This is a genomic window from Candidatus Poribacteria bacterium, assembly GCA_028820845.1.
Classification (GTDB): Bacteria; Poribacteria; WGA-4E; order WGA-4E; family WGA-3G; genus WGA-3G.
The window spans coordinates 226,147-248,120 of sequence record JAPPII010000114.1 but is presented as its reverse complement, the minus strand read 5'-3'; the positions used below and the strand labels follow the sequence as shown (position 1 = coordinate 248,120).

The following is a 21,974-nucleotide window of genomic DNA, read 5'->3' as shown; positions in this document are numbered from 1 at the left end:
TTTGGAATCTACTATAAGACACACTTCGGCGGCAGGAAGGTTGCATAATCTTAGAAAAAACAGTTTATGGCACTAATGCGAAGCCGTCCGTGGTATCATCTGTGGATGCGCATAGATGGCTCTATCGAAACTCTTTTGCATCAGTTCCCACTTGACGGATTGATAATCGGCATGCTCCGAGAGATCATTGTGTTCCCACGGGTCGTTGTCGAGGTCATACAGTTCGCAAATCCCCTTCTGATGATACGTAACAAGTTTCCAGCGTCGGTCGCGATACATCGTGGCATGCGTCTGATCTGGAAATGCGATTGCGCCGAAAAATTCAGAACGTACCGCCTCCCGATGCTCACTGGCAGGGACTTCACCGCGTAACAGGGGCGCGAGGGATTTACCCTGCACGTAATACGGAATATCCACACCCAACGCATCGTACAGCGTGGGAACAATATCAAGCAACTCAACAAGCGCATCGCTTTGAACGTCCTGCAAGAACTGTCCGGGCCATGAAATCATCAACGGTACCCGCACGGAGCCTTCATAGAAACGACACCCTTTGTATACCAATCCGTGGTCGCCGAGTGCCTCGCCGTGGTCGGATGTGAAGATGACAATCGTGTTCTCGCGGAGCCCGTTAGCATCAAGATAATCGAGGATCCGTCCAAATTCGTGGTCGAGTTGCTCAATCATAGCGTAATAAGACGCTTGCATCCGCTTGTCGTCCCACTCCGCAGGCGGTTTCGCCTGAGATTGAAAATCAATACCCGCATCCGTTAATTTCGACTGAAAGGCGATGTCGCTCTCCTGAAAGTGCGGACCGGGCAGCGTTTCTGGGTCATATCGCTGATAGTATTCCCAAGGTGCATCAAATGGCGGATGTGGATCAAACGGGTTGAGACTCAGCAACCACGGCTGATTTTCGCGGCGGTTTTTCTCTATAAATTCGATCGTTTTTTCGGTACACCAATAGGTCTGATGCAGGTGCGGCGGCACATTATCACAATCCGGGGTCGGTGGTTTTATGTATCCACTGTTGTCTGGATACTTTTGCGCCACTGCCTTTCCTGCTATCAATGCTGCGGGGTCAACCCCTTGTGCGCGTTGCCAATCTGCGTATTCGTGTCCAAGTGCGTTCGGCTTGCCGTGGTCGTGGCTATATTGGAAGTAGCGATACCCGTCATTTACACGGTGCTCTTGGACCTCGAAAGCACTCGCGAGATGGAGCTTTCCAATCAATCCACAGTCGTAACCATCTTGTGCAAGGGCGTATGTAATCAGCCGATCTTCGTAATATTCGGGGAAAACGGGGTTACCGTTGCCAGTAACGCTTACGGCTGAGGGGTACATACCGGTCATAAAACTCGCACGAGACGGTGTGCAGATCGGAGACTGACAATAGGCGTGCGTGAATGTGACAGATTGACCCATAAATTCATCAAGTCTTGGTGTGTTGATATGCGGGTTCCCTAACGCTCCGATAGTGTCGAAACGTTGTTGGTCTGTACAATACCACAAGATATTTGGACGATCTGACATCTTTTCTCCTTTTTTATCGTTGTTGGCTATTGGCTATTGGAAACCAGTGACTAACTGCCAATGGCTATTCTACCACGCGTACGCCTCTGGTGCTTCACCACCGGGACCCGCCCAAATCTCATCAAGTTTTGCGAGGACTTCATCATCTAATTTCAATTCCAAGACGGACAAGTTTTCCTCAAGGTGTTCAATCGTCCGCGGTCCGATAATCGGTGCTGTAACGTCCGGGTTGTTGAGTACCCACGCCAATGCGACGTTAGCCGGTGGTTGCCCTATTGATGCACAGAGTGCTTCATAAGCTTCAAACTGTGATCGATGTCTCTCAATCGTTTGTCTGTTCGACTCCCTACCGCGCCGTCCAGTCGTGGGATTGTCCAACACACCGCAGAGCAACCCACCGCCCATCGGACTATACGGAATCACGCCTAAACCGAGTTTCCGACAACACGGAAGCACTTCAAGCTCAACCATCCGACTCCGGAGATTATACACGCTCTGTTCTGAGACGAGTCCAAGGAAATCGCGTTGCGCAGCGATGCCTTGCGCGTGCGCAATGTCCCATCCAGCAAAGTTGCTACTGCCGACGTAGGAAATTTTCCCTTCACGCACCAACTGCTCCATCCCCTGCCAAATCTCATCCCACGGTGTACGGCGGTCAACATGGTGCATCTGGTAGAGGTCTATGTGATCGGTTTGCAGACGGCGTAGACTCTCCTCACACGCCCGACGGATATGATACGCCGACAAACGACCGTCATTTGGGCCCTCACCCGTCTGACCATATAACTTGGTCGCCAGAACAATCTGATTGCGCCGACTTTTATCTTCCGCCAACCAGTTGCCAATAATCGTTTCCGTTAAACCGTCGTTATAGATGTTAGCGGTGTCGAAAAAGTTAATGCCGGCTTGTAGTGCGTGACTCAACACCGGAAAGGTATCTTCTTCGGACACATGTCTGCCGAAATTAACGGTGCCGAGACAGAGACGACTCACCCGCAATCCAATCCGACCGAGATAGGTATATTCCATAGTAGTACTCCTACTGTTTAATCTTGAGGACCTGAAATCTGGCAGTTAAAAATTCTTATTCATCATTCTATCAAATCTTTGCTTTTCATTGAACAAAAATCCGACAAACTTCTGCTTGCCACACTGACAAAGATGTGGTATATTTGTCTCAAATTTACGAAGGACCCAAGCCTGAAGGGGATAGACTATGCGGATTGCAGTCGGTTGTATCGGACATGAAACGAATACATTTTCACCCGTCGTGACAACTATTGATAACTTTAAAAAGGGGAGTTACCATCGCGGTGACGCAATTATCACAGCGTTCCGAGGCACCCGAACAATTACGGGTGGTTTCCTTGACATCGCAGCGCAACTCAATTTACAACCCGTTCCACTCCTGTGGGCATTTGCGACACCCTCTGGCATGGTAGCGCATGCCGCTTATCAAACGCTTAAGGAAGAGTTCCTCACGCTTTTGCAGAACGCCGGAGACCTTGACGGCGTACTTCTCGATTTACACGGTGCGATGGTAACAGACGCACTCGAAGATGCAGAAGGGGACTTGATTCAGGCGGTGCGCGAAAGAGTCGGTGCGACACCGATTGTTACAACGCTCGATCTGCATGCCAATATCACCGCTAAAATGGCGGACTACTCCGACATTATTATCGGGTTCGACACCTACCCACACGTAGATTGCTACGAACGCGGGTTTGAAGCCGGGCAGCTCCTCTTTGGTATGAACGAAGGCAAGATTCAGCCGACGATGGTATACCGTCAACTTCCTTTACTGACCGCACCCCCTGCACAATGCACAATGAAACCCCCAATGACGGGTGTCATCGAGGCACTTCACGCCCTTGAAACCGAGCCGGGTGTCGTAACGGCAACCCTCTCTATGGGTTTCCCGTTTGCCGATATAACGGACGCTGGCGTTTCAGTCCTTGTTACGACCAACGGGGATACGGCACTCGCTGATGCTTATGCTGACCGGTTCGCCTCCAAGATATGGGACATGCGCGAGCAGTTCACATTCAATCTACATACCGTTGAAGGCGCAATCGAAATCGCCAACCAGACAGACGGCAGACCGATTGTCCTCGCCGATGGGGCGGATAACCCGGGTGGTGGCGGTCCCTGTGACGGCACAACGATTCTACAGAAGTTCATAGCAGCAGACGTGCAAGATGCTGTGGTAGCGGTGATTGCAGACCCTGAATCGATTGGACAAGCCATCGAAGCAGGCGTTGGAAACAACGTCCAACTGAATGTCGGCGGGAAAACGGACACACAACACGGCACACCCCTAACGCTCACGGGATACGTCAAAACACTCTCTAACGGCAGATTTACCCTTAAGGGTCCGATGGGGCGGGGCACTGCTGGGAACATGGGAAGAACGGCTGTTATTCAAATCGGCGGCGTTGAGATTGTCTTAACGGAAAGGCGGATCCAACCTTACGATGCCGAAGTGCTTCGGAGTGTCGGGATTGAACCGCAGACGCGTAAACTCATCGCCCTCAAATCCGCTGTCCATTTCCGAGCAGACTACACCCCAATCGCACATCAGATTTTGGACGTAGACACCCCTGGCGTTCACAGCCCGAACCTTTTCAGTTACGACTACCAAAAGGTCCGACGACCGATCTATCCGCTCGATTCAAGTGTTATTTATGGAAAGTGAATCGTAGGTTGGGTTGAAGGGAAATTCATGGAAATTATATGCAGAAGAACCATTTTCGAGGTTCATTAGACTCGAAATCTCCGAAATACGAGTGAAACCCAACCTACACACCCTTCTCCAGAACCACACCTTCCCGTTTAATTCGCTCAAACATCTCTCTGTATTCGGCGGTACCATCGTCATCCCAATAGGTCGTGGAAATAGGGGAAGTATAACGCATTGGAATCAGGCGACTCCAATCCGGACGCACCATAAAAAGCGAGTTTTTGGGATCGGCGATGTTGAACATCGTCGTGCCATTCTTGAATTGAGATTTGATAATCCACGGCTTTTGTTCCGGTAATTTCAAAGATTTTAGTCGCTCCAATTCCGCACGATTCAGTGTCACACCCAGTCCAGGAGATTCAGAGACACGGACAAATCCGTTAATCGGTGCCAAGTTTTCGTTGACTACATCCGTCTTCCACGTCTCCGTATCCGAATGGAAATGGAAGGTCGCTGTCGGAAACGCCGCCATCATGTGGGTCGTCATCGCACGCGTGATATTTCCACCGACATTCTGAAGCATGAACGGACTTCCATTCGCAGCAAAAAGCCCGGCACGTCGGACAGCGTCGCCAATCTTGGCGTGACCAAGCATATAAATATCCGCAGGCCTCATGAATACCTCGTAGGTTGCGCCCATCGGAAAGTGGTGCAGCACAATCGGAAGTCGTGAACGTTGACGGAGTTCGATGTAACCCTGTATGTCCTCCCCAGGTAATGGATCTTCAAAACAACCCGCAATCTGGTATTCAGACAACGCATCAACCAACTCAGGAATGTAGTCATCCGTCCCGCCCATCGTAAAGTCGTAGTGGATTTTGAATCCCTCCGGCGCAACGGCTTCCATCGCTTCGGTCTGGTCGAGTACGTTCTCAAAGGGTGAGAGGTGATATTTCATCCATGTGTACCCTTGCGCAGCGTAGGCAGAGACGGTCTCCGCCATGCGCGACGGATCGGTTGAGACAGTCCAACAGCCGACAGGCACCCACGAGCGATACTTCTGCCCGAACAACTTATAGACCGGTACGCCTGCAGCCTTTCCCATCAGGTCATACATCGCCGTGCCGAGTCCAAGCGAGGTCTCGTCTCCTACCCAGTCAAACGGATTCGTGTTGATGTACTGGTCAATAACATCTTGAGGCTCGCGCCTTCCGCTCTCACCCAACCCCTCCAAACCTGTATCCGTGTGGACAACATACACGGTACGCCGGATCGGACCGTAGTAGTGATTGAGTTGATAGGCGAGAAAATCTTTGTATTCAAGTGTAATCTCGTGTACTTCAATCTCTGTGATTTTCATTGCGTCACCGACAGCACCCAGTCCCGAATCAAGTCCAAAACCTCCGGTGAGATAGTTTCCTCAATAGCAGCATACTCGTTAATCAAGCCCGTCTCAGCACGTTGGAACAGGTGATTGTGCTTCGGCAGACGATGTACGGTAACGTTCTGATTACCGCCTTTTTCAAAAGCTGCGATGATAGCAGTGAGGTTCTGATCGACATCGACCTGCACATCCAGTTCACCGTTGAGGGCGAGGACGGGTACCTTGATTGCCGCAAGCGCGGGTCGAGGGTCAAAGGAAAGGAAGTAGCGCATCCACGGGTTCAGTGCCTGATCCACTGCTGCCTGGACTTGCGTCTCGTCGTGTTGTTCACGAGGAACACCGTTGATTTCAAACTGCTGACGGACAATTTCATCAACCCCTTGACGCATCTCGTCTTCTGCCATATCTGAGGTTAGGGTTGTAAACAACCGCTCAAGAAGTGTTAGTAAATTCTGTTTACGTTCACCCGCAATTCCCATGGCATCAAAGATACGTTCGTTCTGTTTGCGTAGCAACTCAGCACCGGGGACACCAGGTCCCGCCATCAGTACCACGAAGTCAATGTTGTCCTGACGACTGGCGACGATGGATGCGACCAAACCCCCTTCACTGTGCCCAATCAGCCCAACACGACCGATACGGTCATCTCCCTTGAGGAATGCCACCCCCGCCTCTACGTCGGTTGCGAAGTCCGCTGTCGTTGGCGGCTCTGGATGCGGTGTTGATGCACCGATGCCGGGATCATCAACACGAAGCACGGCGATACCTGCACGAGTCAAGTAATCAGCGAGCACCCAAAACGGCTTGTGTCCGAACACAGTTTCGTCACGGTCTTGCAAGCCACTACCAGAGATAAGCAGCACTGCCGGAAAGGGACTGTCACCTGGAGGCACCGTCAGAGTACCAGCAAGACTGACAGCACCGTTCTGAAATACAACCTCTTCGATTTGGTAAGGAAACGGCGGCTTCGGCTCTTGCGGTCTCACGGGATCGGGAACGACCTCACGGGAGAGACGAAAATCAAATTTAGCGATACCTTGACTGAATGTACCACTGATGACCGCCTCTTGCAGTTGTCCATCAAAGGTCGGATTCCCCGGCACACCACGAATGGAGAACTTGACATTTACCCCCTCATCGTCTTCTTCAACGTGGATTTCAGACAGCGGCAATCCCTCCGCACTTTGTACAGGGATGTCGATGGTTCCGCTCCAATCGGTGTCTTTGATAGTGAGATCTACTTTTACAGCAAGCGGCTGACCCGGAATCTCAATATGTCCCTCCCAATGTCCTACAACACGGTCTTCTGCTTCCGAAACCGAGACACCCATTATCAGTATCACAACAACAAAGATTGCCCTGAGTAGCTTGAGTCTTGTGCACATATATCACTCCTTATAACACAGATGCCGCAGATTTTTGATACACTTTTGTTGTCTGAATCAGGATTCAAAGATTGGCAGGATTCTATACGCGTGAATCTTATATTAACTTAACAGTATATTTTTCAGCGATCCACCCTTAAAAATGTTACACCAGTGTAACATTTGGTGTACAGTGTGTAACGTTAGAGAACCCAGCAGCCGTAAGGGTTCGTTGACGTTTGATTTTCTTTTGAAAAAAAAATAATTTGGCGAAAAGTGTAACATTTTTTGGATATTGGGTTTTCACAGATTGGCAGCGGATTTTCCTCCATTGAAAAAAGTATAATATATTATACTTTTTTTACCAATTTATGTCAAGTAAAAACTGAGATTTCGCCCTTGCTTTTAAAAATTTCAGAAAATATGTGATTGATTTTATAGAAGGTGTGTGGTATAATTGCATTATCCAGTTTTGGGTGGCACTGCCACGAGCAGCACACGCTGTTTCTGACACCCTCTCACTGCAGCAGCGAGATAAAGGACTGAGGATAAGTACAACGGATATATCAAAGGACAGAACAGTTTCAGTTTATCTAAGGTTGGGACCTTAGTAACCAAACCGTGAAAATGACGAAGGAAACTTAGATGTACCAAAACCGAACATTAGTCCGCGGTGACAACCTCGAGGAAATGCGAAAGTTCCCCGACGAGTGTATAGATCTGATTGCCACCGACCCGCCTTTCAATTCCAATCGCGACTACTTCGTTCCGTTTCGCGACCAACACGGACAAGAACCCGATGCACTTGTAAAAGCATTTGCCGATACTTGGACGTGGGGCGAATCCGCAGAAGAAGCATATCAGCATCTTCTCGTAGAAGAAGGTGGCCAAATCGGGGAGACCATCCGAGGACTTCGGCAATTCCTAAACGAAACACCTATGATGGCTTATCTCGTGATGATGACTGTAAGAATCGTGGAAATGCACCGGATCCTCAAAGACACCGGAAATTTGTACCTTCACTGTGATTCGACAGCCAGCCATTATCTCAAAATTGTTCTGGATGCAGTTTTTAAACCACAGCAATTTCGCAATGAGATTATCTGGCAACGAACCAGTACACATAACGATGGCAAACAATATGGAAGAATTCACGACACGATTCTATTTTATAGTAAAAGTGATAAAAGAGTGTGGAACCCTGTCTATACAGAACTCGATCCAGCATATAAAAAAAAGAAGTACCGATACGAAGACGAAAGGGGAATTTATAGAATTGACAATTTATACGCTCAAGGTGTAACTCAAAAAGGAGTATCAGGTCATCCTTGGCGAGGTGTAAACCCAAGTCCCTCAGGCAACCATTGGAGAGCACCACGGAGAAACTCTTGGCCAGAAGGTGTTGAACCACCTGAAAATTATGAAACCCTTTCGGTTCACGAAAAACTTGAAGTGTTGGACACTAAAGGATTAATTCATTGGCCCAAAAAAGGCAGTATCCCAGGTTTCAAACGATATTTATCGACGTCAAAGGGGCGAAGAGTTCAGGATATTATCACGGATATAAAACAACTTGGAAAAAGGTCTCCAGAAAAAACCGATTACCCCACCCAGAAGCCGATCGAACTCTACAAGCGCATTGTCGCAGCCTCATCAAATGAGAACGATCTTGTCTTGGATCCGTTCTGCGGATGTGGCACAACATTGATGGCAGCTGAAGCACAGAACAGACACTGGATCGGGATCGATGTAACATATCTCGCTACAGGAGCCGTAAAACTCCAAATTGAGAAATTTTTCCCACAACTGCGGAATGAGATCATAACCACCGGCACACCCGAGAATGTCGAACAGGCTTTGGAACTTGCAAACACAAACTCACAGGGATTCGAGGAATGGTGCGTTACCCACGTCTTGAAATTCAAATCAAATGCCAAGAAAGTAGGAGACCGCGGAATTGATGGTAGATTTACTTTTCCCCTCGGAAAAATAAAAGGAAAACAGGCTTACGGCAAAGCCGTCGCGCAGGTAAAAGGAGGAAATTACTCTCTCGGACATATCCGAGACTTCCGCACCGCCATGCAGAACGAGGAGGCGGAGTTAGGCATTTTCGTGGTAACCCGTCCGCCATCAAGCGGTATGCGGACAGAAGCAAGCCGTGCTGGGACCTACCGACATCCATTTTATGACATGGAAACCCCACGTCTACAAATCTACGAGATCCAAAACCATTTCAGAGGCATCCCCCCAAGACTCCCCTTCGGCGAAAGAGCCGTGTTGTAATCACACACAGTCATAAGAATCTGTCAGAGACTGTCAATTGACACACTTTGACAGATAATGACACACAATATCCCCACCCCAGAGCAAATCCTCACGTAGACGCTTGGCATTTCCCCATATAATGTGGTATAATTTTTTAGTGTCCGGTTTAGGGTGGTTCTAACACCCTCCCACCAAATCGGGGGATAAATAAACTGGAACTGGAAATCCATAGTGAAAATTAAAGAAAACATCAAAAAGTCTGGCATCTTTTGGCTTCCGTCCTTCCCTGGACCAGTGCCCGGGGTACTCTCAGTATCGAACGAAGAAAGAATTGTCCTAGAAGTCGCGCAATCTCTTTTAAATAACCCAGCAAGTATGGTAAGTCCATTCATAGGTCTTAATGATGTATTCCAAGTAATTGGACATATTCAAGAATATGGATTTATTATACTTGATGGTTGTCAAGTTTCAACAGGTGGATTTAATTTCAACCTTAGTCAAATACAAACATCCCAAACAATCTGGGCACATCGGGTCTTTACTGGTTTTCCACACATTGAATACCTCCAAAATGGAATACCCTCTTTCAATACGTTCAAATTCTCTATAGAAGGGATCGACGAGTGGGTTTGGATACGCGGTATTAATGTTATTAACGCTATATACGGACATGGAGGAGATGCTACAACTATATCAAGCAAACCTCCAGAGAGTATTTCATTTAACCTTACTAACGGTATGCAGTTGAAAATTACGTTTGAAATGACGGGGATTGACGCTCCCAATCCTTGGAAAGTAGGAGCGACCCAAAAAACTTATTTCAAATTGGTTTCAGAGGATGCACAAGAGTTAGACCAGTTTCTCTCTGTCGCCTATAAGATTGTTGATTTGCTCTGTTTTACCATAAACGAAACAGTTCATTTCGATAGTATGTCAGCGACTTCAAACGCTATTATCCAAAATCATGGGGGCGGTATAACCTATCCGGCTCCGATCACTATTTATGATCCCAGTGCATATTACTACTCTAAAGATCAGCCTAAGATTGATCGGACGCAGATGTTGTTTACATTCTCGGACATACGAGACAATGCCGAGGGAATGATTAACAAATGGATTGAAAGTTATGAAGACTACCAGAATGCCTTTGAGCTATACTTTTTGGCACAATTGAAACCGCAACTCTCCTGGGCAGTAAAATTTCTGACTCTCGCACAAGGCTTAGAAGCATACCATCGGACGAGTTGTGATGAGAAATATATGGAGGACGATGAGTTTAAAAGGATAGTCAAACCGTTTATTAAGCAGTTCCCTAAAAGTGGAAGGAATTGGTTCGCGGCAAGATTGCAATATGCCAATCAGTTGAGTCTAAGAACTCGGATCCGAAGAATGTTTGAGGCATTTAACAACTACTTCAGCGAGGAGGAAAAAGCCTTACTCGTAGCCTATATTGTGGATACGCGAAACCACCTTACGCACCCTGATCCGGATCCGGATTCAGAATCGAAAGTGGCTAAAGGTCAGGATTTATATGTTCTCTGTATGAAAATGGAATTGCTTTTTGAGCTCCATTTTCTCAAGTTAACAGGCTTCACTCCCGAAAAGATTCAATCCATAGCGGATAATTGCCGCAAACTTCAATGGAAACGTTCTTTGAGTTTGTCGAGTAGCCAATAAATGTAGAACGTCTCTCTAAGAAATCATCACCCCTTACGTCCAAAATACCCAAGCCAACCGAGACGTTTCCTAACCGGTTCCGGCTTAGGTAACAACAAAATTCCACCAAGGGGGATCGGTAGGCTCCAGCGAACTTCCACCCCAATATGACTTCACCTGCCTCGCTTTCTGGTTAAGGACACATGTACCTTGGCAATCAATTCTCCAGAAATACTTGAGAAAAAAGTCTTGACTTTAATCATAAATTGTATATAATATATATAGCATGCGGGGCAGGGGTTCCACCTCGGCACGTACCTTGTGTCGAGTCCTGTCCATACCCGTGGAACGGTAGCGAGCATGTTGTATGTGAGGTCTTATCTACATTTTATTGGGATGAATGAATATCCTATCATCTCGAAAGGGGAAGTTTATATGACGCTTATCGTATCCGTCATATCAGCGGACGGTATTGTTATTGGGGGAGATAGTCTTTCGTCGCTGAATAGACAGATTAATATGAATCAGTCCGGCAAGGTCATTTGCCCTCATTGCGAGAAAGAACATACAGTAAAAGCAAATTTTCAAGGTAATATTAGCAGAGCAACATTCTCTCATACTGAAAAGGTCCTTCCTTTTTTTGGAAAATTCGGTATAGGAGTATTCGGATCAGGGATTATCGGAATTCACTCTGTTAACTTCCTGATACGTCAAATTGAGCATTCTTTCAAGGAAGAAATTAAAAAAGAGAAAAACAGAGAAAAAAATAGAAAACAACATAACAAACAACAAAATATACTCGCTAAAGGTGTTACCCAAATTGCTGAAAATGTAGGTATTAAACTACATAATTATCTGAAAAAACAACTTGATGCAGAAGAAAAATCGTTGGATGATTTTCCAGATGACCACATTTTTCTTGGTTTTCAAATCGTGGGATACGATGATCTTCAGCCAAAAACGATTGAAGTTTTGTTGTGCAAAGATGTAAGATTTCAGGTTTTTGATCAGTTAGCACCTTATGCCTCAGGTAGTAAAGAGATTGTAGCGGGAATATGGAATCTCCACAAGCCTGAAGAAGGACTCCAACCTATTTTCGAGATTTTCTCTTTGCAAGAAGCAATTGATTACGTTGATTTCTTAATCAATTCAACAATCGCGTACCAACGTTTTTTGCCGATAACCCCTAATGTTGGTGGCAATATTGATATCGCACTTGTGAGACCGTTCAAAGGATTTCAATGGATCCGTCAAAAACCGCTTGGGGAACTATTAGAAGAAGGAACATATGAAAAGATTCAGTGAGTTTCAACCAATTTACGAACAAACAGAAATGGAAAATGACGTAATTATAAGTTGTACTTTTGCGTCCGATCCTACTTGGGATCCTATTTCACTCGTGGAAAATCCTGGGAACTACGAGACGTTTCCTGGTTCCCTGCTCCTCAGTGAGCAACTCCCGGATTTTAAGCAGACAAGTATTCAGCCTTTCGATATTGAGGATCCGATCTTTGAGGAAACCTACACCGCCTATGTGACGAAACGGTCAAGTCAGTGGTGTGGATGGATTCCGGACGTTCCAGAAGTGGAGTGCGAGGAAAAAACAAAAACGGAACTGTTAAAGACCCTCGCTGATGAACTTCATAAAGCCTTAGAAGCAGAAGAAGAAGAATGGAAAAAGCTATTTGGGGAAGCTGTGAAGGCTGGAAAGTTTGAACCACTTCGCGAGGAAGCACTTGAAGATGTCCGGGCAGAAAGATTCACATACCTCTAAATCAAGTGGGGAGTTTTCGGAGTACGTTCACAAAACGACGAAGCCTTTTTGGGAACTTTATCGAAAACTTCCGCCACATGTCCAAACCCTTGCAGACAAACAATTTAAACTGCTTAAGGAAAATCCAAGTTACCGCTCTCTCCGGTTTGAGAAGCTCGAGGGGTACGATAATTATTGGTCCGTAAGGGTTACCAGAGGTTATCGAGCTGTGGCATCTAAAGAGGGAAAAACCTTTGTCTGGTTTTTTATTGGAGAACATGATACCGTGTATAATTGGCTGAGACGATAAGTATGCCGTCGACTTGCACCTTCCGCCAGAGAACGCACCGGCTACCCACCCAAAAACCCATCCAACTCTACAAACGCATTGTCAAATGACGAAGACCTTATCCTCGATCGGTTCTGTGGATGTGGCACAACACTCATCGCCGCTGAAGAACTGAAAAGATACTGGATAGGGATTGATTTCACCCACTTCGCTATGGACTCGCCTTTATATTGCCCCATGTAGTCGCCAATTTACCCGCAGGGTAAACCGCCAATGCCGACTTGAGTCCTTTTGTCACGAGGACCCCAATATCATCTTCAGTCAGTGCGACACTGAAAAACGCGATCTCGTCAAACTGACCGGAAAAATACTGACCCCATTGATCTAAAAAATTCGCACCGATACCGATCTCCGTGAAAGTATAGGAATCGGCAACCGTATCCCCTTCCTTACCGTTGTAATAGCCAGTTACGTTTCCCTCACCATCAAACACAAACGCATAGTGTCCCCATTTATTATCATCAAAGTCTGGAATGACGGGTTTCCATGCACTACTCCAGACTTCAACCGCCCCGCTTTGGAACCGAGTTGTGAAAGCCGGGTTTGTCGGTCCACTGATATTCGATATCAACCGATCATCATCAGCGGCATCACTCGGATTTGCCCACAAAACCAATGTAACCTCTCCGGCCAAGCCCAAATTCCCGACAACGACATGCCCTTTACTCTCATTTCCATCAAATTCCAACGCCGCTCCAAACTTACCGTCTTTTGTCCATTTTGGACCGTTCACAAGTTCTCCGTCTTTACCATTTTCAGAAGAATCCATCGCCGTATCACCCTTGCCTTCATCAAAGAGCCACATCCCGGCAACAGTTTTCAGATCAAATTCGGCACTGCTAACACCAGCAAACATCAGACTTAAGACAATTAGACCGAAACACGCGAGTATCAAATTCGCCATTACGACTTTCATCTATCATAGCCTCCTTTTACTTCGCAGGAGAATCGCGAATTGAGAATTTGTGACAGCATACTGATAGCCATTATAACACACGGGTTACAAATAGAGTAAAATTTTTCGGTGATTTGGGAAAATAGTCGGGAATGGAGTCCTATCCCTAATGCACGATTTAAGACTCTCTCATCCATTCGAGCGGTTCATTCCGTAGGTAGGGCAGGAGCATGCTTCGCAGCCGCCGATGCGCATGGTATAAGTGCGTTTTAACAGTGCCTTCCGACCTGTTCAAACGGAGTGCGATCTCCTTAATCGGGAGTTCCCTTCGATAGCGCAGTCTAAAAACGCGTCGCTGTCCGGGTGAGAGTCGGCGAATCGCCTGACGAATAATACGTCCAAGTTCTTCACTTTCCAGTGCCTCAGCAGGGCAAGGACGGGTCTGTGCCATAGGCAGCTCACTGTCGGTGTCAATAGGTAACGCTTCAAACATAAGGACGCTTTGCCTGTTCCGTTTTCGCAGGAAGTCAATGCTACAATTGACAGCAATCTGGTAAAGCCAACTGTAAAACGTCGAATCCCATCTGAAGCGCGGCAACCCCTGAAACGCCTTGAGAAATACATCTTGACAGAGATCCCGCGCCGTTTCCCGATCCTGAACACGCAGATAAATCAGATTGTATATTTTTCCTTGATATTTCAGAACCAGTGGATTAAACGCTTCTGTATCTCCATTCTGAACCCGCTCAACAAACTCACAGTCATCAATGTTCTCCAATTGCGTTGGTGTGAACAAAGTAGTGGGGTATTTTGTGTCTGCCATGATACTTCTCCGAATATAACAACCTATTATTGAAAAATAAAAAGGAGTGTCTTCCCATTTGCTATTAAAGACGCGACTTAGGGCAGAAAAGGTTGCAGAATTTTAGAAAAGTGCGAAAACTGTGTGGAATTGTGGATGGATTTTTTTAAGAACAGCGTGTAGGTTGGGTCAATTAGTCTTCCGTTTCTTCTGCCACCTCATTTTCTTGCATAATCTCTTCCAACTTCATCCCGATGCGGAAGGCAACAATACAGATACCCACTGAAATAGCGAACAACCACCGATAACCGATAGAAGGCGCGAGAATCCCGCCCAAGAGCGGTGCAAAACTCACAGGCATGAGCAGCGTGTTCATGAAACCGATGTAACTCGGACGGTTTCGCGGCGGCGCGATATTCAGCATGTACGCCATAAAACCGACCATCATACCGTTGGACAAAATACCGCCAACGATGAAAATTAGAAAAAAGGCAGGCATCCGTAATGCAATAGGCAATATTTCCGAAGCGTAGGCAAGTGCTGGTGGAATACCCATCAGACCTGCTGTGACAATTAGCAACATGCGAACGCCATATCTTTCACCAATGTACCCCCAGATTGTGTTTGAAATGACGCCGCTTAGCGCAGAACACACGATGAAAAAGCCTATTGTCGCTTCTGAAAACTCAAGTTTATTCAAGGCATAAGGGATATAGAAGGGGGCTGCCATCCCAGAGAAATGCGCAAAGACTCGAAAGAAAATGAAGCGTCGGTAATTATGATCTGTCTGTAGAAAGTAAAATCCCTGTTTCAAGTGTTGCGAGATCGGTTGCCGGGACGGTTGGACGGGATGGATAGGTTCGCGCACCCCCAAGAAACTAATGAAAGAGAAGAACGCCGCCATCACCGAACAGATAAAGAGCAAGGAGTAGTTATACGGAAATCCGAGATCGGTATCCAGATTACAGACAGTACCGATAAAATACATCGTGAAGGTTTTAAACGCTCGTGTAATATTTCCGAGTATACCTGTAAATTCCGATTCGTCTCCCAATACCGCACGCACCAAAAACCCGACCCAGATAGCGAAAAAACCACCGTACAGTTGGCGTAGACTAAAGAAACGGGCGCGCTGCTGGGGTGCTATCGCTTTAGAGACGATGTCCATGTAAGGGAGCGTCGAAACCCCCATAGCAGAAGAAGATATGAAATAGAAGAAAAGAAAACAACCGGCGAGCAACATAGGATTTTGCTCACCAATCGCAACCGTAGAGAAGAAGATAGCAAGCCACGCCAAAACGCGAACGGTCATCCCGAGCACATAGAACGGCATTTTGCGCGGGCGATGTTCGAGTAGGTTCGATATCAGGAGCTGGGGCCACATCCAACCAACTGTCATCATTGAACCCGTTAAACCTACGAGAACATCCGAACCACTTAGCTTATAAATAAAAGCAGGTAGCACGGTCGATGAATCCGCAAACGCCAAATTAATACGCATAAAGGTGCCTTGCAGCAGCGCAAATCGAAAGTTTCGCCGTTGGACACCTGCTTTTTTAAGCATTCTCTCTTTTGTTCCTGTCCCAATTTTTTATATTATAACCGCAGCAATCAGAAATTCTGCACCTTATCTTTTGACACAATTTTTCAAATTAGGTTGAATTAAAATTTGCTTTACAGGACTCCAAAGTTGTGCTAAATTCCCTATAAACTCTTGTGGTTATCAGTTATCGGTTTTCAGTTAAGAGGTCTTCGTTTAATAAACCCTCTTGTAACTGAAAACTGGAAACTAATTAAGAAGGAAATATATATGGAACCTCTTCGGATTGGATTTCTCGGTGCCGGCGGTTTCGCACGGCACACCATTTATCCCGCACTTCATCTCGCTCCTGTCGCATTGCAAGCCGTTTGCGATGCCGACGAAAATCGCGCAAAAGACGCTGCCGGTAAATTCGGCACCGGTAGATATTACACCGACCGGCACGAAATGTTTGAAAAAGAAGACCTTGAAGCCGTTATCATTAGCATGGGGCCCGACCCTCGACAACCGCTTGTGCTTGAAACACTCGCAGCGGGGTACCACGTCTTCGTCCCGAAACCTCCGGCACCCTCTCTCGCGGAAACCCTCGAACTGGCAGAAACCGCAGAACAGCACGGCAAAACGCTAATGGTGAACTTTCAACGCCGGTTCAGTCTCGGTGTGCGAGAAGCAAAGCAGATTATGCAGACCGAATCCTTCGGGCAACTCACGCAACTCTTCTGCTCGTTCTGTAGCGGAAAATATCCGACCGTGAAGCAGTATCTGCTCGATTTCGCCATCCACCATTTCGATTTGGCGCGGCACATCGCCGGGGCGGACGTGAAGGAACTTAGCGTTTTTCACAACGAAGTCGATGGACAAGGCGCGTTTGCTGTTGCAGTAGAATATACAAACGGCGCGGTAGGAAGTTTACAACTGACGAGTCAACGCTTGTGGCAGCGTAACTACGACTACATCGAAATTACCGGACAACACGAATACATCGTTTTAGATGGCCTGTGGGGTGCGCAACACTTCACGGAATCTGGGAACACTTTCACCTCAAACTTTTCTGATCAGCGGAACGGTGAACTGACAGGCGACGGTATAAGCCTCACCGAATTCGTCAACGCCATCCGCGAGGACCGGGAGCCAATCTCAAGTATCCATGACTGTGTAGGCACGATGCGGTTCTACGATGCCGTCCTTCAGCGGAAAAAAGGGCTTATTTCGCTTTAGTGGCTATCGGCAGTCGGCTATCGGCTTTCAGCAAAGAGATCACAGTGGCGTTACCAACATCCGCAATTGCTACAACTCTCTGCTGATTGCTGACCGCTGACGGCTACCCGCTATTAATACTCTCCAAAACCTCAAGACACGTCTCTCCGTTGACCAACCGATGATAATACGCCACGACGCGCGCTGTAAAATCCTGATTTTCGCTCAAACCGCTTGGCGATGCAGACCCGACAGGTGACCAAAGCGTCGCATTCGAGAAAATAGCAGAAATACGTTCCGACACATCCGCCCGACTCGCCCCAAACGCCCCTGTCAGAATGTCCTGTATTGTTCGGTCAGGATCACGGATCTCATACTCCGTACCGGTATCAGTAATACCCCGATAGTCATCAGCACCCGACACCGTATGCGGTGTTAGGAATCGGAGGACGGTTGCGAAGGAATACGCGAAGTCGGATTTAAAAAGTTCCGGACTGGCATCATAGTTCGGCGAACGGACGATATCCGCAGCGCGCTCCCGTAACTTCACCGTCTCGATGATGTTAATACGGGCACTGTCATCTTTGACACTTCGGATACGGTCAACAAACTCCAAGGTGTATGCCCTTGCACTTTTCCCAGCTATCGGAATATCCGCCTCCACAATCTCGGCATATCCCTCCATAAGACGTTCAAGATGCGGCGCGAAGGTAGGATGCGCCGCCGCTTCGTTAACGTATTCAATACCAGAAAGCGTCCCTTTATGCGTAATCCCCGGTACATGTACAGAATTCACCAAGAGCAACTTCCAATCGTGATACGGTTCAATGCTCTCCCGACTCACAACAACACCCTGATCCTGAAGTTCGCTGAACGGCACGCGTAACATGTCCTTCAAGTCTTCCAAGATAAGCGGTGTCGCGGGCGACTTCTCGGCGTATGTTATCAGTTCATCGGGTGTTTCAATCTGGGCGCGCGCAGCCGCTTTAATCTCTTCAGGTACAGCATACACCTGTGGCACAAGTCGATCTCCCATTTCGTTGAGAAAACCGACGTTTGTTTCCAACCACGTCGTATAAGCATCGCTGCGCTTCGGATACTCGTCGCAGAGAATATCCCGAATAATATCGCCATTATTTCGGAGATTATCGGTATTAATAACGCAGAGCGTCGCATCAGCACCATGATGAGAAAAATAACGATAGAGGGTCTCGTCCAGTACATCCATCGCCAACTCACCCTTGGCAATCCCCGCCTCAGTTACACCGATAAGCACGAGGTCTAGTGGATTCTCAGTTTGGGAATAGAACCAGTCACGACCGGTTTTAGTGGAGAGGGTCGTTGCCCCAACAACGCTCTCAACCCGTTGGACATTGTGGATGCCACTCAAGTCAAATGTGACAACATGATAGACACCATCCTGTCGATTAAAGGCATCGGCTTTTTCCGTACCCCGTGGCTGTCCAACAAAGATGCCACCGTTGTAGAGGTTCCGTTGGTTGAGGATATGAACAAACTCATGAGTCAAGGCGCGTTGCAGACCGCCCGCACCAATTGCGAGGATTTTGATTGGAATCATTTTTTTTACCTATTAAATCTGGGCACCGTTCCACTTCGTTTCACGGTGATTTTTGCTTAATCCTAACGTCCTTTAGGGTTTTGAAAACTTAAGCAAAAACCGCAAGGACGAGAGACACAGCACCAAGGTTAAACAGACAGAATATCAGCATAGAGGGTTAAATAAGCCTCGGCGATGTGTTTCCAATCGTACGGTTGAACGCGTGCAACGCTGGCTTCACCCATCTCAACACGTCTTTTTCCGGCGTTGACGAGTTTGACAAGGCTCTGTGCCAGTTCGTCGGCATCCCCCGGATCAAAAAGCGCGCCGTTAACGTCCTCGGCTACAAGTTCTTCGATGCCTTGAACGCGACTCGCAACAATCGGAAGTCCTGTCCCCATCGCCTCTAAAACGACAAGGGGCATGCCTTCTGCAAGCGACGGTAAAATGAAGATGTCGGCACCGCGGTATTTCCCAGGCAACTCCGAATACGGCACGGCACCTGCAAAACGGATATGATCGGTTACGTCAAGGTCTGATGCCAACTTCAGGAGTTCTTTCTGATAGGGTCCATCGCCGACAATTTCAATTTCAAAGTCGTGTGCTGCGTTCTCAACGATTTGCGGCAGGGCGCGGATCAGAAATTGGAAACCCTTGCGTGGAATGAGCCGCCCGATTGTGAGGATTCGGACTCTTTCTGGGTCCGGCTCACGAGACGATGGCTCAAATCGGCTTAAGTCTAAACCGTCAGGAATCACATCCATCTTCACATCAGGAGCCGTCTCTTGCGCGAGTTCACGTAAGCCGTCGCTACACGCAACCACCGCTGACGCATTATTCCAAATCGAGCGGATAACAGGCTTCAGCAACAGGTATAACCATCGATAATACGGCGGATCGGGATTCCGACGCGGCACATCGCGACCGCCTAAAAACACGAGGTATGGCACATTATGGCGTTTCCGCAAAAGATACGCACCCCCACCGGCAGGAATACCAAAAAACACTTGGACGATGTCGGGTTTAAACTGCTTTGCGAACCGCAGTCCATAAAAACTTGAACTAACAGCATAGGTCAGCATCTCATGAACAGCACATACATCCCGGTTCTTCCGAAGCGCACGCACTCGATGCACATGAAAACCCTCTACCGTCTCGTCGGTCGGACAATCACGGAATTGCGAAGTAATTAGATGCACATCGTGTCCGGCTGCAGCGAAGTGCTTACCTAAGAAATAACTCACCCAACCCCCGCCGCCACCGATTGGCGGAAATTCGTGATTGAACATCAAGATTTTTTTCGGAGTATCATTCATCCGCGTCCTCGCGCAAATGCTACTACAAATCCGATAATCGCATCTGCAATATTGACCCCTGTAACAGATTCCAGTTCCTCAAACCCTGGCGACGGGTTAACCTCCAGCACAACGGGTCCCTCGTTTGTCTGGAGCAGATCAACCCCTGCTATCTCTAACTCAAGTGCTGCTGCCGCTCTGATAGCAACATCGGTGTATGTCTCTGATAATGAGACTGTCTCCCCGGATGCTCCCCTGTGAATATTCGCCCGGAATTCGCCAGCAGGCGCGCTCCTTTTCATCGCCGCAATCGCTTCACCCCCTACGACGAGAACACGAATGTCAACACCCCCGGCTTCTGCAATAAAGGGCTGAATGACGTAATCCTCGTGCAAATCACACAGCGCATCTACGGCTGAAGTGAGGGAGGTCGGCGTATCCAGCAACATAACGCCCTTACCGTGGGTCCCGTGAAACGGTTTTAAGATAAACGGATAATCTCCCATTTCGGCTACGGCGTTCTCTAAAAATGTGGCGGAACCGACGGTGAGGCTCGGTGGGACGGGTAACCCGTGCTGTGCCAGGATACGGAGGGAGTGGAATTTATGGCGAGCCGCCGCGATCGCCTTCGCTCGATTCACCACAGGCGTACCGATCCATTCAAAATGCGCCACAACCTCTTCGCCATACCGCACGGTTGTACGGCTGAGACGCGGCACGAGGACGTCAAAATCCTCTGCGGGTTTTCCGTGATAGGTAATTCGATTGCCATTTTCACCTATATGGAGGTAGAAACCGAAAGGATCTAAAATCTCGGCGGTGTGTCCTGCCTTGAAAGCAGCTTCACTGAGACGGCGCGTAGAGTGGTTTTGAGGGCCCCGGGAGAGGATACCAATTTTCATATCGCGTTATTGTATTGCAGTTTTCAGGGCTTTGGCAACACACTCAGAGGTATTCTCACTCTGTTGAATCTGTTTCGCGAGGGTTTCAACATCAGACATTCCTACCCATTGCTGCCGTTCCTTTGTGTAATCGCCTCTGCCTGCCTCAAATTGATGGATAAAACGCACCATTCCATCAGGTCCAAGCTTGTCAATCAACGCCTTAAAACCGAGTTCTAAAATTTGATCATCCGTCATAGTAAGTGCATCCATTTTTATTTCGGGTAAACCCAGATTTTGAGCGCTTTCTCCGCGAGTTCCTCCGCCCTCGCTCGAATGGCAGCTTCATCCCACTTCGCTACTTGGAGTAGGCTATTATTCATTTTCTTTGAGATAATCACTCAATTTCCTCAACAACCGTTTTTGCCGTTCCTCGGAAATAGAGCCGATGTGCCCTATTATCTCATCCACCTGTATTTGACTTAGAAAGCCAAGTCGGATTAAAGAAGTTTCCCTAAGCTGCTCCAAATTATCGTCTTGAGGTGTGACAATTTCGTCGAAACCTTCGACACAATACTGCAACCTTGTGGTGAGACCGCAAACGATGAAAGCGCGATAATTGTGTGGTAACTGTCGTAGGCAAACCGCAGGTCTCAGTTTTAGTCGCCCCTCGGCATCCTTTAAATAGACAATGATTACGTCACGCTCTCTCATTTCGTTCCTTTCGTTTGATCGTGGACTTAGGCTCATCACTGCATGCGGGCGCGCGCGCCGTAGTATTACACGCCTCGCGAGTGCCTTTATAGTCAGGATTTACTGCGA

The 21,974-nt window shown here is 47.7% G+C and carries 19 protein-coding genes; 7 read left to right on the top strand and 12 right to left on the bottom strand.

The annotated features are described in order from the left end of the window. Positions 1 to 72: 72 nt before the first annotated feature. A complete protein-coding gene (locus OXN25_21545) occupies positions 73 to 1,533 on the bottom strand; it encodes a sulfatase-like hydrolase/transferase (GenBank protein ID MDE0427447.1) in 1,461 nt (486 codons plus the stop codon). Positions 1,534 to 1,602: 69 nt separating this feature from the next. Then, positions 1,603 to 2,562: an aldo/keto reductase gene (locus OXN25_21540; GenBank protein MDE0427446.1), complete on the bottom strand. Its 960-nt coding sequence runs from the start codon at positions 2,560 to 2,562 to the stop codon at positions 1,603 to 1,605. A gap of 187 nt (positions 2,563 to 2,749) precedes the next feature. Here OXN25_21540 and OXN25_21535 point away from each other — a divergent pair, with 187 nt between their 5' ends. After that, positions 2,750 to 4,228 carry a M81 family metallopeptidase gene (locus OXN25_21535; GenBank protein ID MDE0427445.1) on the top strand — a complete coding sequence of 493 codons (1,479 nt, stop codon included), beginning with the start codon at positions 2,750 to 2,752 and terminating at the stop codon, positions 4,226 to 4,228. A 103-nt stretch (positions 4,229 to 4,331) separates the two neighbouring features. On the opposite strand, the gene OXN25_21530 is transcribed toward OXN25_21535, so the two are convergent. Together OXN25_21530 and OXN25_21525 are read right to left on the bottom strand one after the other, a co-directional pair. Continuing rightward, positions 4,332 to 5,573 carry a hypothetical protein gene (locus OXN25_21530; protein ID MDE0427444.1) on the bottom strand — a complete coding sequence of 414 codons (1,242 nt, stop codon included), beginning with the start codon at positions 5,571 to 5,573 and terminating at the stop codon, positions 4,332 to 4,334. After that, positions 5,570 to 6,982: an alpha/beta hydrolase gene (locus tag OXN25_21525; GenBank protein ID MDE0427443.1), complete on the bottom strand. Its 1,413-nt coding sequence runs from the start codon at positions 6,980 to 6,982 to the stop codon at positions 5,570 to 5,572. The genes OXN25_21530 and OXN25_21525 overlap by 4 nt, the downstream gene beginning before the upstream one ends. A gap of 624 nt (positions 6,983 to 7,606) precedes the next feature. Here OXN25_21525 and OXN25_21520 point away from each other — a divergent pair. The 5 genes from OXN25_21520 to OXN25_21500 all read left to right on the top strand — a co-directional run bounded on the left by OXN25_21520 (position 7,607) and on the right by OXN25_21500 (position 13,167). Then, positions 7,607 to 9,244: a DNA methyltransferase gene (locus OXN25_21520; GenBank protein MDE0427442.1), complete on the top strand. Its 1,638-nt coding sequence runs from the start codon at positions 7,607 to 7,609 to the stop codon at positions 9,242 to 9,244. A gap of 213 nt (positions 9,245 to 9,457) precedes the next feature. Continuing rightward, positions 9,458 to 10,903, top strand: a complete 1,446-nt coding sequence (locus OXN25_21515; GenBank protein MDE0427441.1) for a hypothetical protein — start codon at positions 9,458 to 9,460, stop codon at positions 10,901 to 10,903. Between the two features lie 414 nt (positions 10,904 to 11,317). Continuing rightward, on the top strand, positions 11,318 to 12,187 hold the full coding sequence (locus OXN25_21510; GenBank protein ID MDE0427440.1) for a hypothetical protein: 870 nt from the start codon (positions 11,318 to 11,320) through the stop codon (positions 12,185 to 12,187). Beyond that, a complete protein-coding gene (locus OXN25_21505; GenBank protein ID MDE0427439.1) occupies positions 12,171 to 12,656 on the top strand; it encodes a hypothetical protein in 486 nt (161 codons plus the stop codon). The genes OXN25_21510 and OXN25_21505 overlap by 17 nt, the downstream gene beginning before the upstream one ends. A 367-nt stretch (positions 12,657 to 13,023) precedes the next feature. Further along, positions 13,024 to 13,167, top strand: coding sequence for a DNA methyltransferase (locus OXN25_21500; protein ID MDE0427438.1), 144 nt, complete (start codon positions 13,024 to 13,026; stop codon positions 13,165 to 13,167). Here OXN25_21500 and OXN25_21495 read toward each other — a convergent pair. The 3 genes from OXN25_21495 to OXN25_21485 form a co-directional block, all read right to left on the bottom strand. After that, positions 13,136 to 13,900, bottom strand: a complete 765-nt coding sequence (locus OXN25_21495; protein ID MDE0427437.1) for a LamG domain-containing protein — start codon at positions 13,898 to 13,900, stop codon at positions 13,136 to 13,138. The genes OXN25_21500 and OXN25_21495 overlap by 32 nt on opposite strands. A 157-nt stretch (positions 13,901 to 14,057) precedes the next feature. Continuing rightward, positions 14,058 to 14,702 carry a sigma-70 family RNA polymerase sigma factor gene (locus OXN25_21490; protein MDE0427436.1) on the bottom strand — a complete coding sequence of 215 codons (645 nt, stop codon included), beginning with the start codon at positions 14,700 to 14,702 and terminating at the stop codon, positions 14,058 to 14,060. Between the two features lie 172 nt (positions 14,703 to 14,874). Next, positions 14,875 to 16,245: an MFS transporter gene (locus OXN25_21485; GenBank protein MDE0427435.1), complete on the bottom strand. Its 1,371-nt coding sequence runs from the start codon at positions 16,243 to 16,245 to the stop codon at positions 14,875 to 14,877. 246 nt (positions 16,246 to 16,491) lie between these two features. Between OXN25_21485 and OXN25_21480 the strand changes: the two genes are divergently transcribed. After that, entirely contained in the window at positions 16,492 to 17,439 is a 948-nt protein-coding gene (locus tag OXN25_21480) for a Gfo/Idh/MocA family oxidoreductase (protein ID MDE0427434.1), read from the top strand. Between the two features lie 103 nt (positions 17,440 to 17,542). On the opposite strand, the gene OXN25_21475 is transcribed toward OXN25_21480, so the two are convergent. The 5 genes from OXN25_21475 to OXN25_21455 all read right to left on the bottom strand — a co-directional run bounded on the left by OXN25_21475 (position 17,543) and on the right by OXN25_21455 (position 21,866). Then, complete coding sequence (locus OXN25_21475; GenBank protein MDE0427433.1) at positions 17,543 to 18,997, bottom strand: hypothetical protein; 1,455 nt, start codon at positions 18,995 to 18,997, stop codon at positions 17,543 to 17,545. Positions 18,998 to 19,125: 128 nt separating this feature from the next. Further along, complete coding sequence (locus OXN25_21470) at positions 19,126 to 20,292, bottom strand: glycosyltransferase family 4 protein (GenBank protein ID MDE0427432.1); 1,167 nt, start codon at positions 20,290 to 20,292, stop codon at positions 19,126 to 19,128. After that, positions 20,289 to 21,173 (bottom strand): RimK family alpha-L-glutamate ligase, encoded by an 885-nt coding sequence (locus OXN25_21465; protein MDE0427431.1) that lies wholly within the window; start codon positions 21,171 to 21,173, stop codon positions 20,289 to 20,291. Before OXN25_21465 ends, OXN25_21470 begins: the two co-directional genes overlap by 4 nt. 6 nt (positions 21,174 to 21,179) lie before the next feature. Further along, the gene (locus OXN25_21460; GenBank protein ID MDE0427430.1) at positions 21,180 to 21,410 is read right to left on the bottom strand and encodes a hypothetical protein; all 231 of its coding nucleotides are present in this window, start codon (positions 21,408 to 21,410) and stop codon (positions 21,180 to 21,182) included. A 117-nt stretch (positions 21,411 to 21,527) separates the two neighbouring features. Next, positions 21,528 to 21,866, bottom strand: a complete 339-nt coding sequence (locus OXN25_21455; protein MDE0427429.1) for a type II toxin-antitoxin system PemK/MazF family toxin — start codon at positions 21,864 to 21,866, stop codon at positions 21,528 to 21,530. Positions 21,867 to 21,974 lie beyond the last annotated feature (108 nt).

Coding starts and splice junctions, on each gene's coding strand:
- OXN25_21510 (MDE0427440.1), top strand. CDS start 11,318: ATGACGCTTATCGTATCCGTCATATCAGCGGACGGTATTGTTATTGGG.
- OXN25_21535 (MDE0427445.1), top strand. CDS start 2,750: ATGCGGATTGCAGTCGGTTGTATCGGACATGAAACGAATACATTTTCA.
- OXN25_21480 (MDE0427434.1), top strand. CDS start 16,492: ATGGAACCTCTTCGGATTGGATTTCTCGGTGCCGGCGGTTTCGCACGG.
- OXN25_21490 (MDE0427436.1), bottom strand. CDS start 14,702: ATGGCAGACACAAAATACCCCACTACTTTGTTCACACCAACGCAATTG.
- OXN25_21470 (MDE0427432.1), bottom strand. CDS start 20,292: ATGAATGATACTCCGAAAAAAATCTTGATGTTCAATCACGAATTTCCG.
- OXN25_21525 (MDE0427443.1), bottom strand. CDS start 6,982: ATGTGCACAAGACTCAAGCTACTCAGGGCAATCTTTGTTGTTGTGATA.
- OXN25_21505 (MDE0427439.1), top strand. CDS start 12,171: ATGAAAAGATTCAGTGAGTTTCAACCAATTTACGAACAAACAGAAATG.
- OXN25_21495 (MDE0427437.1), bottom strand. CDS start 13,900: ATGAAAGTCGTAATGGCGAATTTGATACTCGCGTGTTTCGGTCTAATT.
- OXN25_21455 (MDE0427429.1), bottom strand. CDS start 21,866: ATGAGAGAGCGTGACGTAATCATTGTCTATTTAAAGGATGCCGAGGGG.
- OXN25_21460 (MDE0427430.1), bottom strand. CDS start 21,410: ATGACGGATGATCAAATTTTAGAACTCGGTTTTAAGGCGTTGATTGAC.
- OXN25_21475 (MDE0427433.1), bottom strand. CDS start 18,997: ATGATTCCAATCAAAATCCTCGCAATTGGTGCGGGCGGTCTGCAACGC.
- OXN25_21520 (MDE0427442.1), top strand. CDS start 7,607: ATGTACCAAAACCGAACATTAGTCCGCGGTGACAACCTCGAGGAAATG.
- OXN25_21540 (MDE0427446.1), bottom strand. CDS start 2,562: ATGGAATATACCTATCTCGGTCGGATTGGATTGCGGGTGAGTCGTCTC.
- OXN25_21485 (MDE0427435.1), bottom strand. CDS start 16,245: ATGCTTAAAAAAGCAGGTGTCCAACGGCGAAACTTTCGATTTGCGCTG.
- OXN25_21465 (MDE0427431.1), bottom strand. CDS start 21,173: ATGAAAATTGGTATCCTCTCCCGGGGCCCTCAAAACCACTCTACGCGC.
- OXN25_21530 (MDE0427444.1), bottom strand. CDS start 5,573: ATGAAAATCACAGAGATTGAAGTACACGAGATTACACTTGAATACAAA.
- OXN25_21545 (MDE0427447.1), bottom strand. CDS start 1,533: ATGTCAGATCGTCCAAATATCTTGTGGTATTGTACAGACCAACAACGT.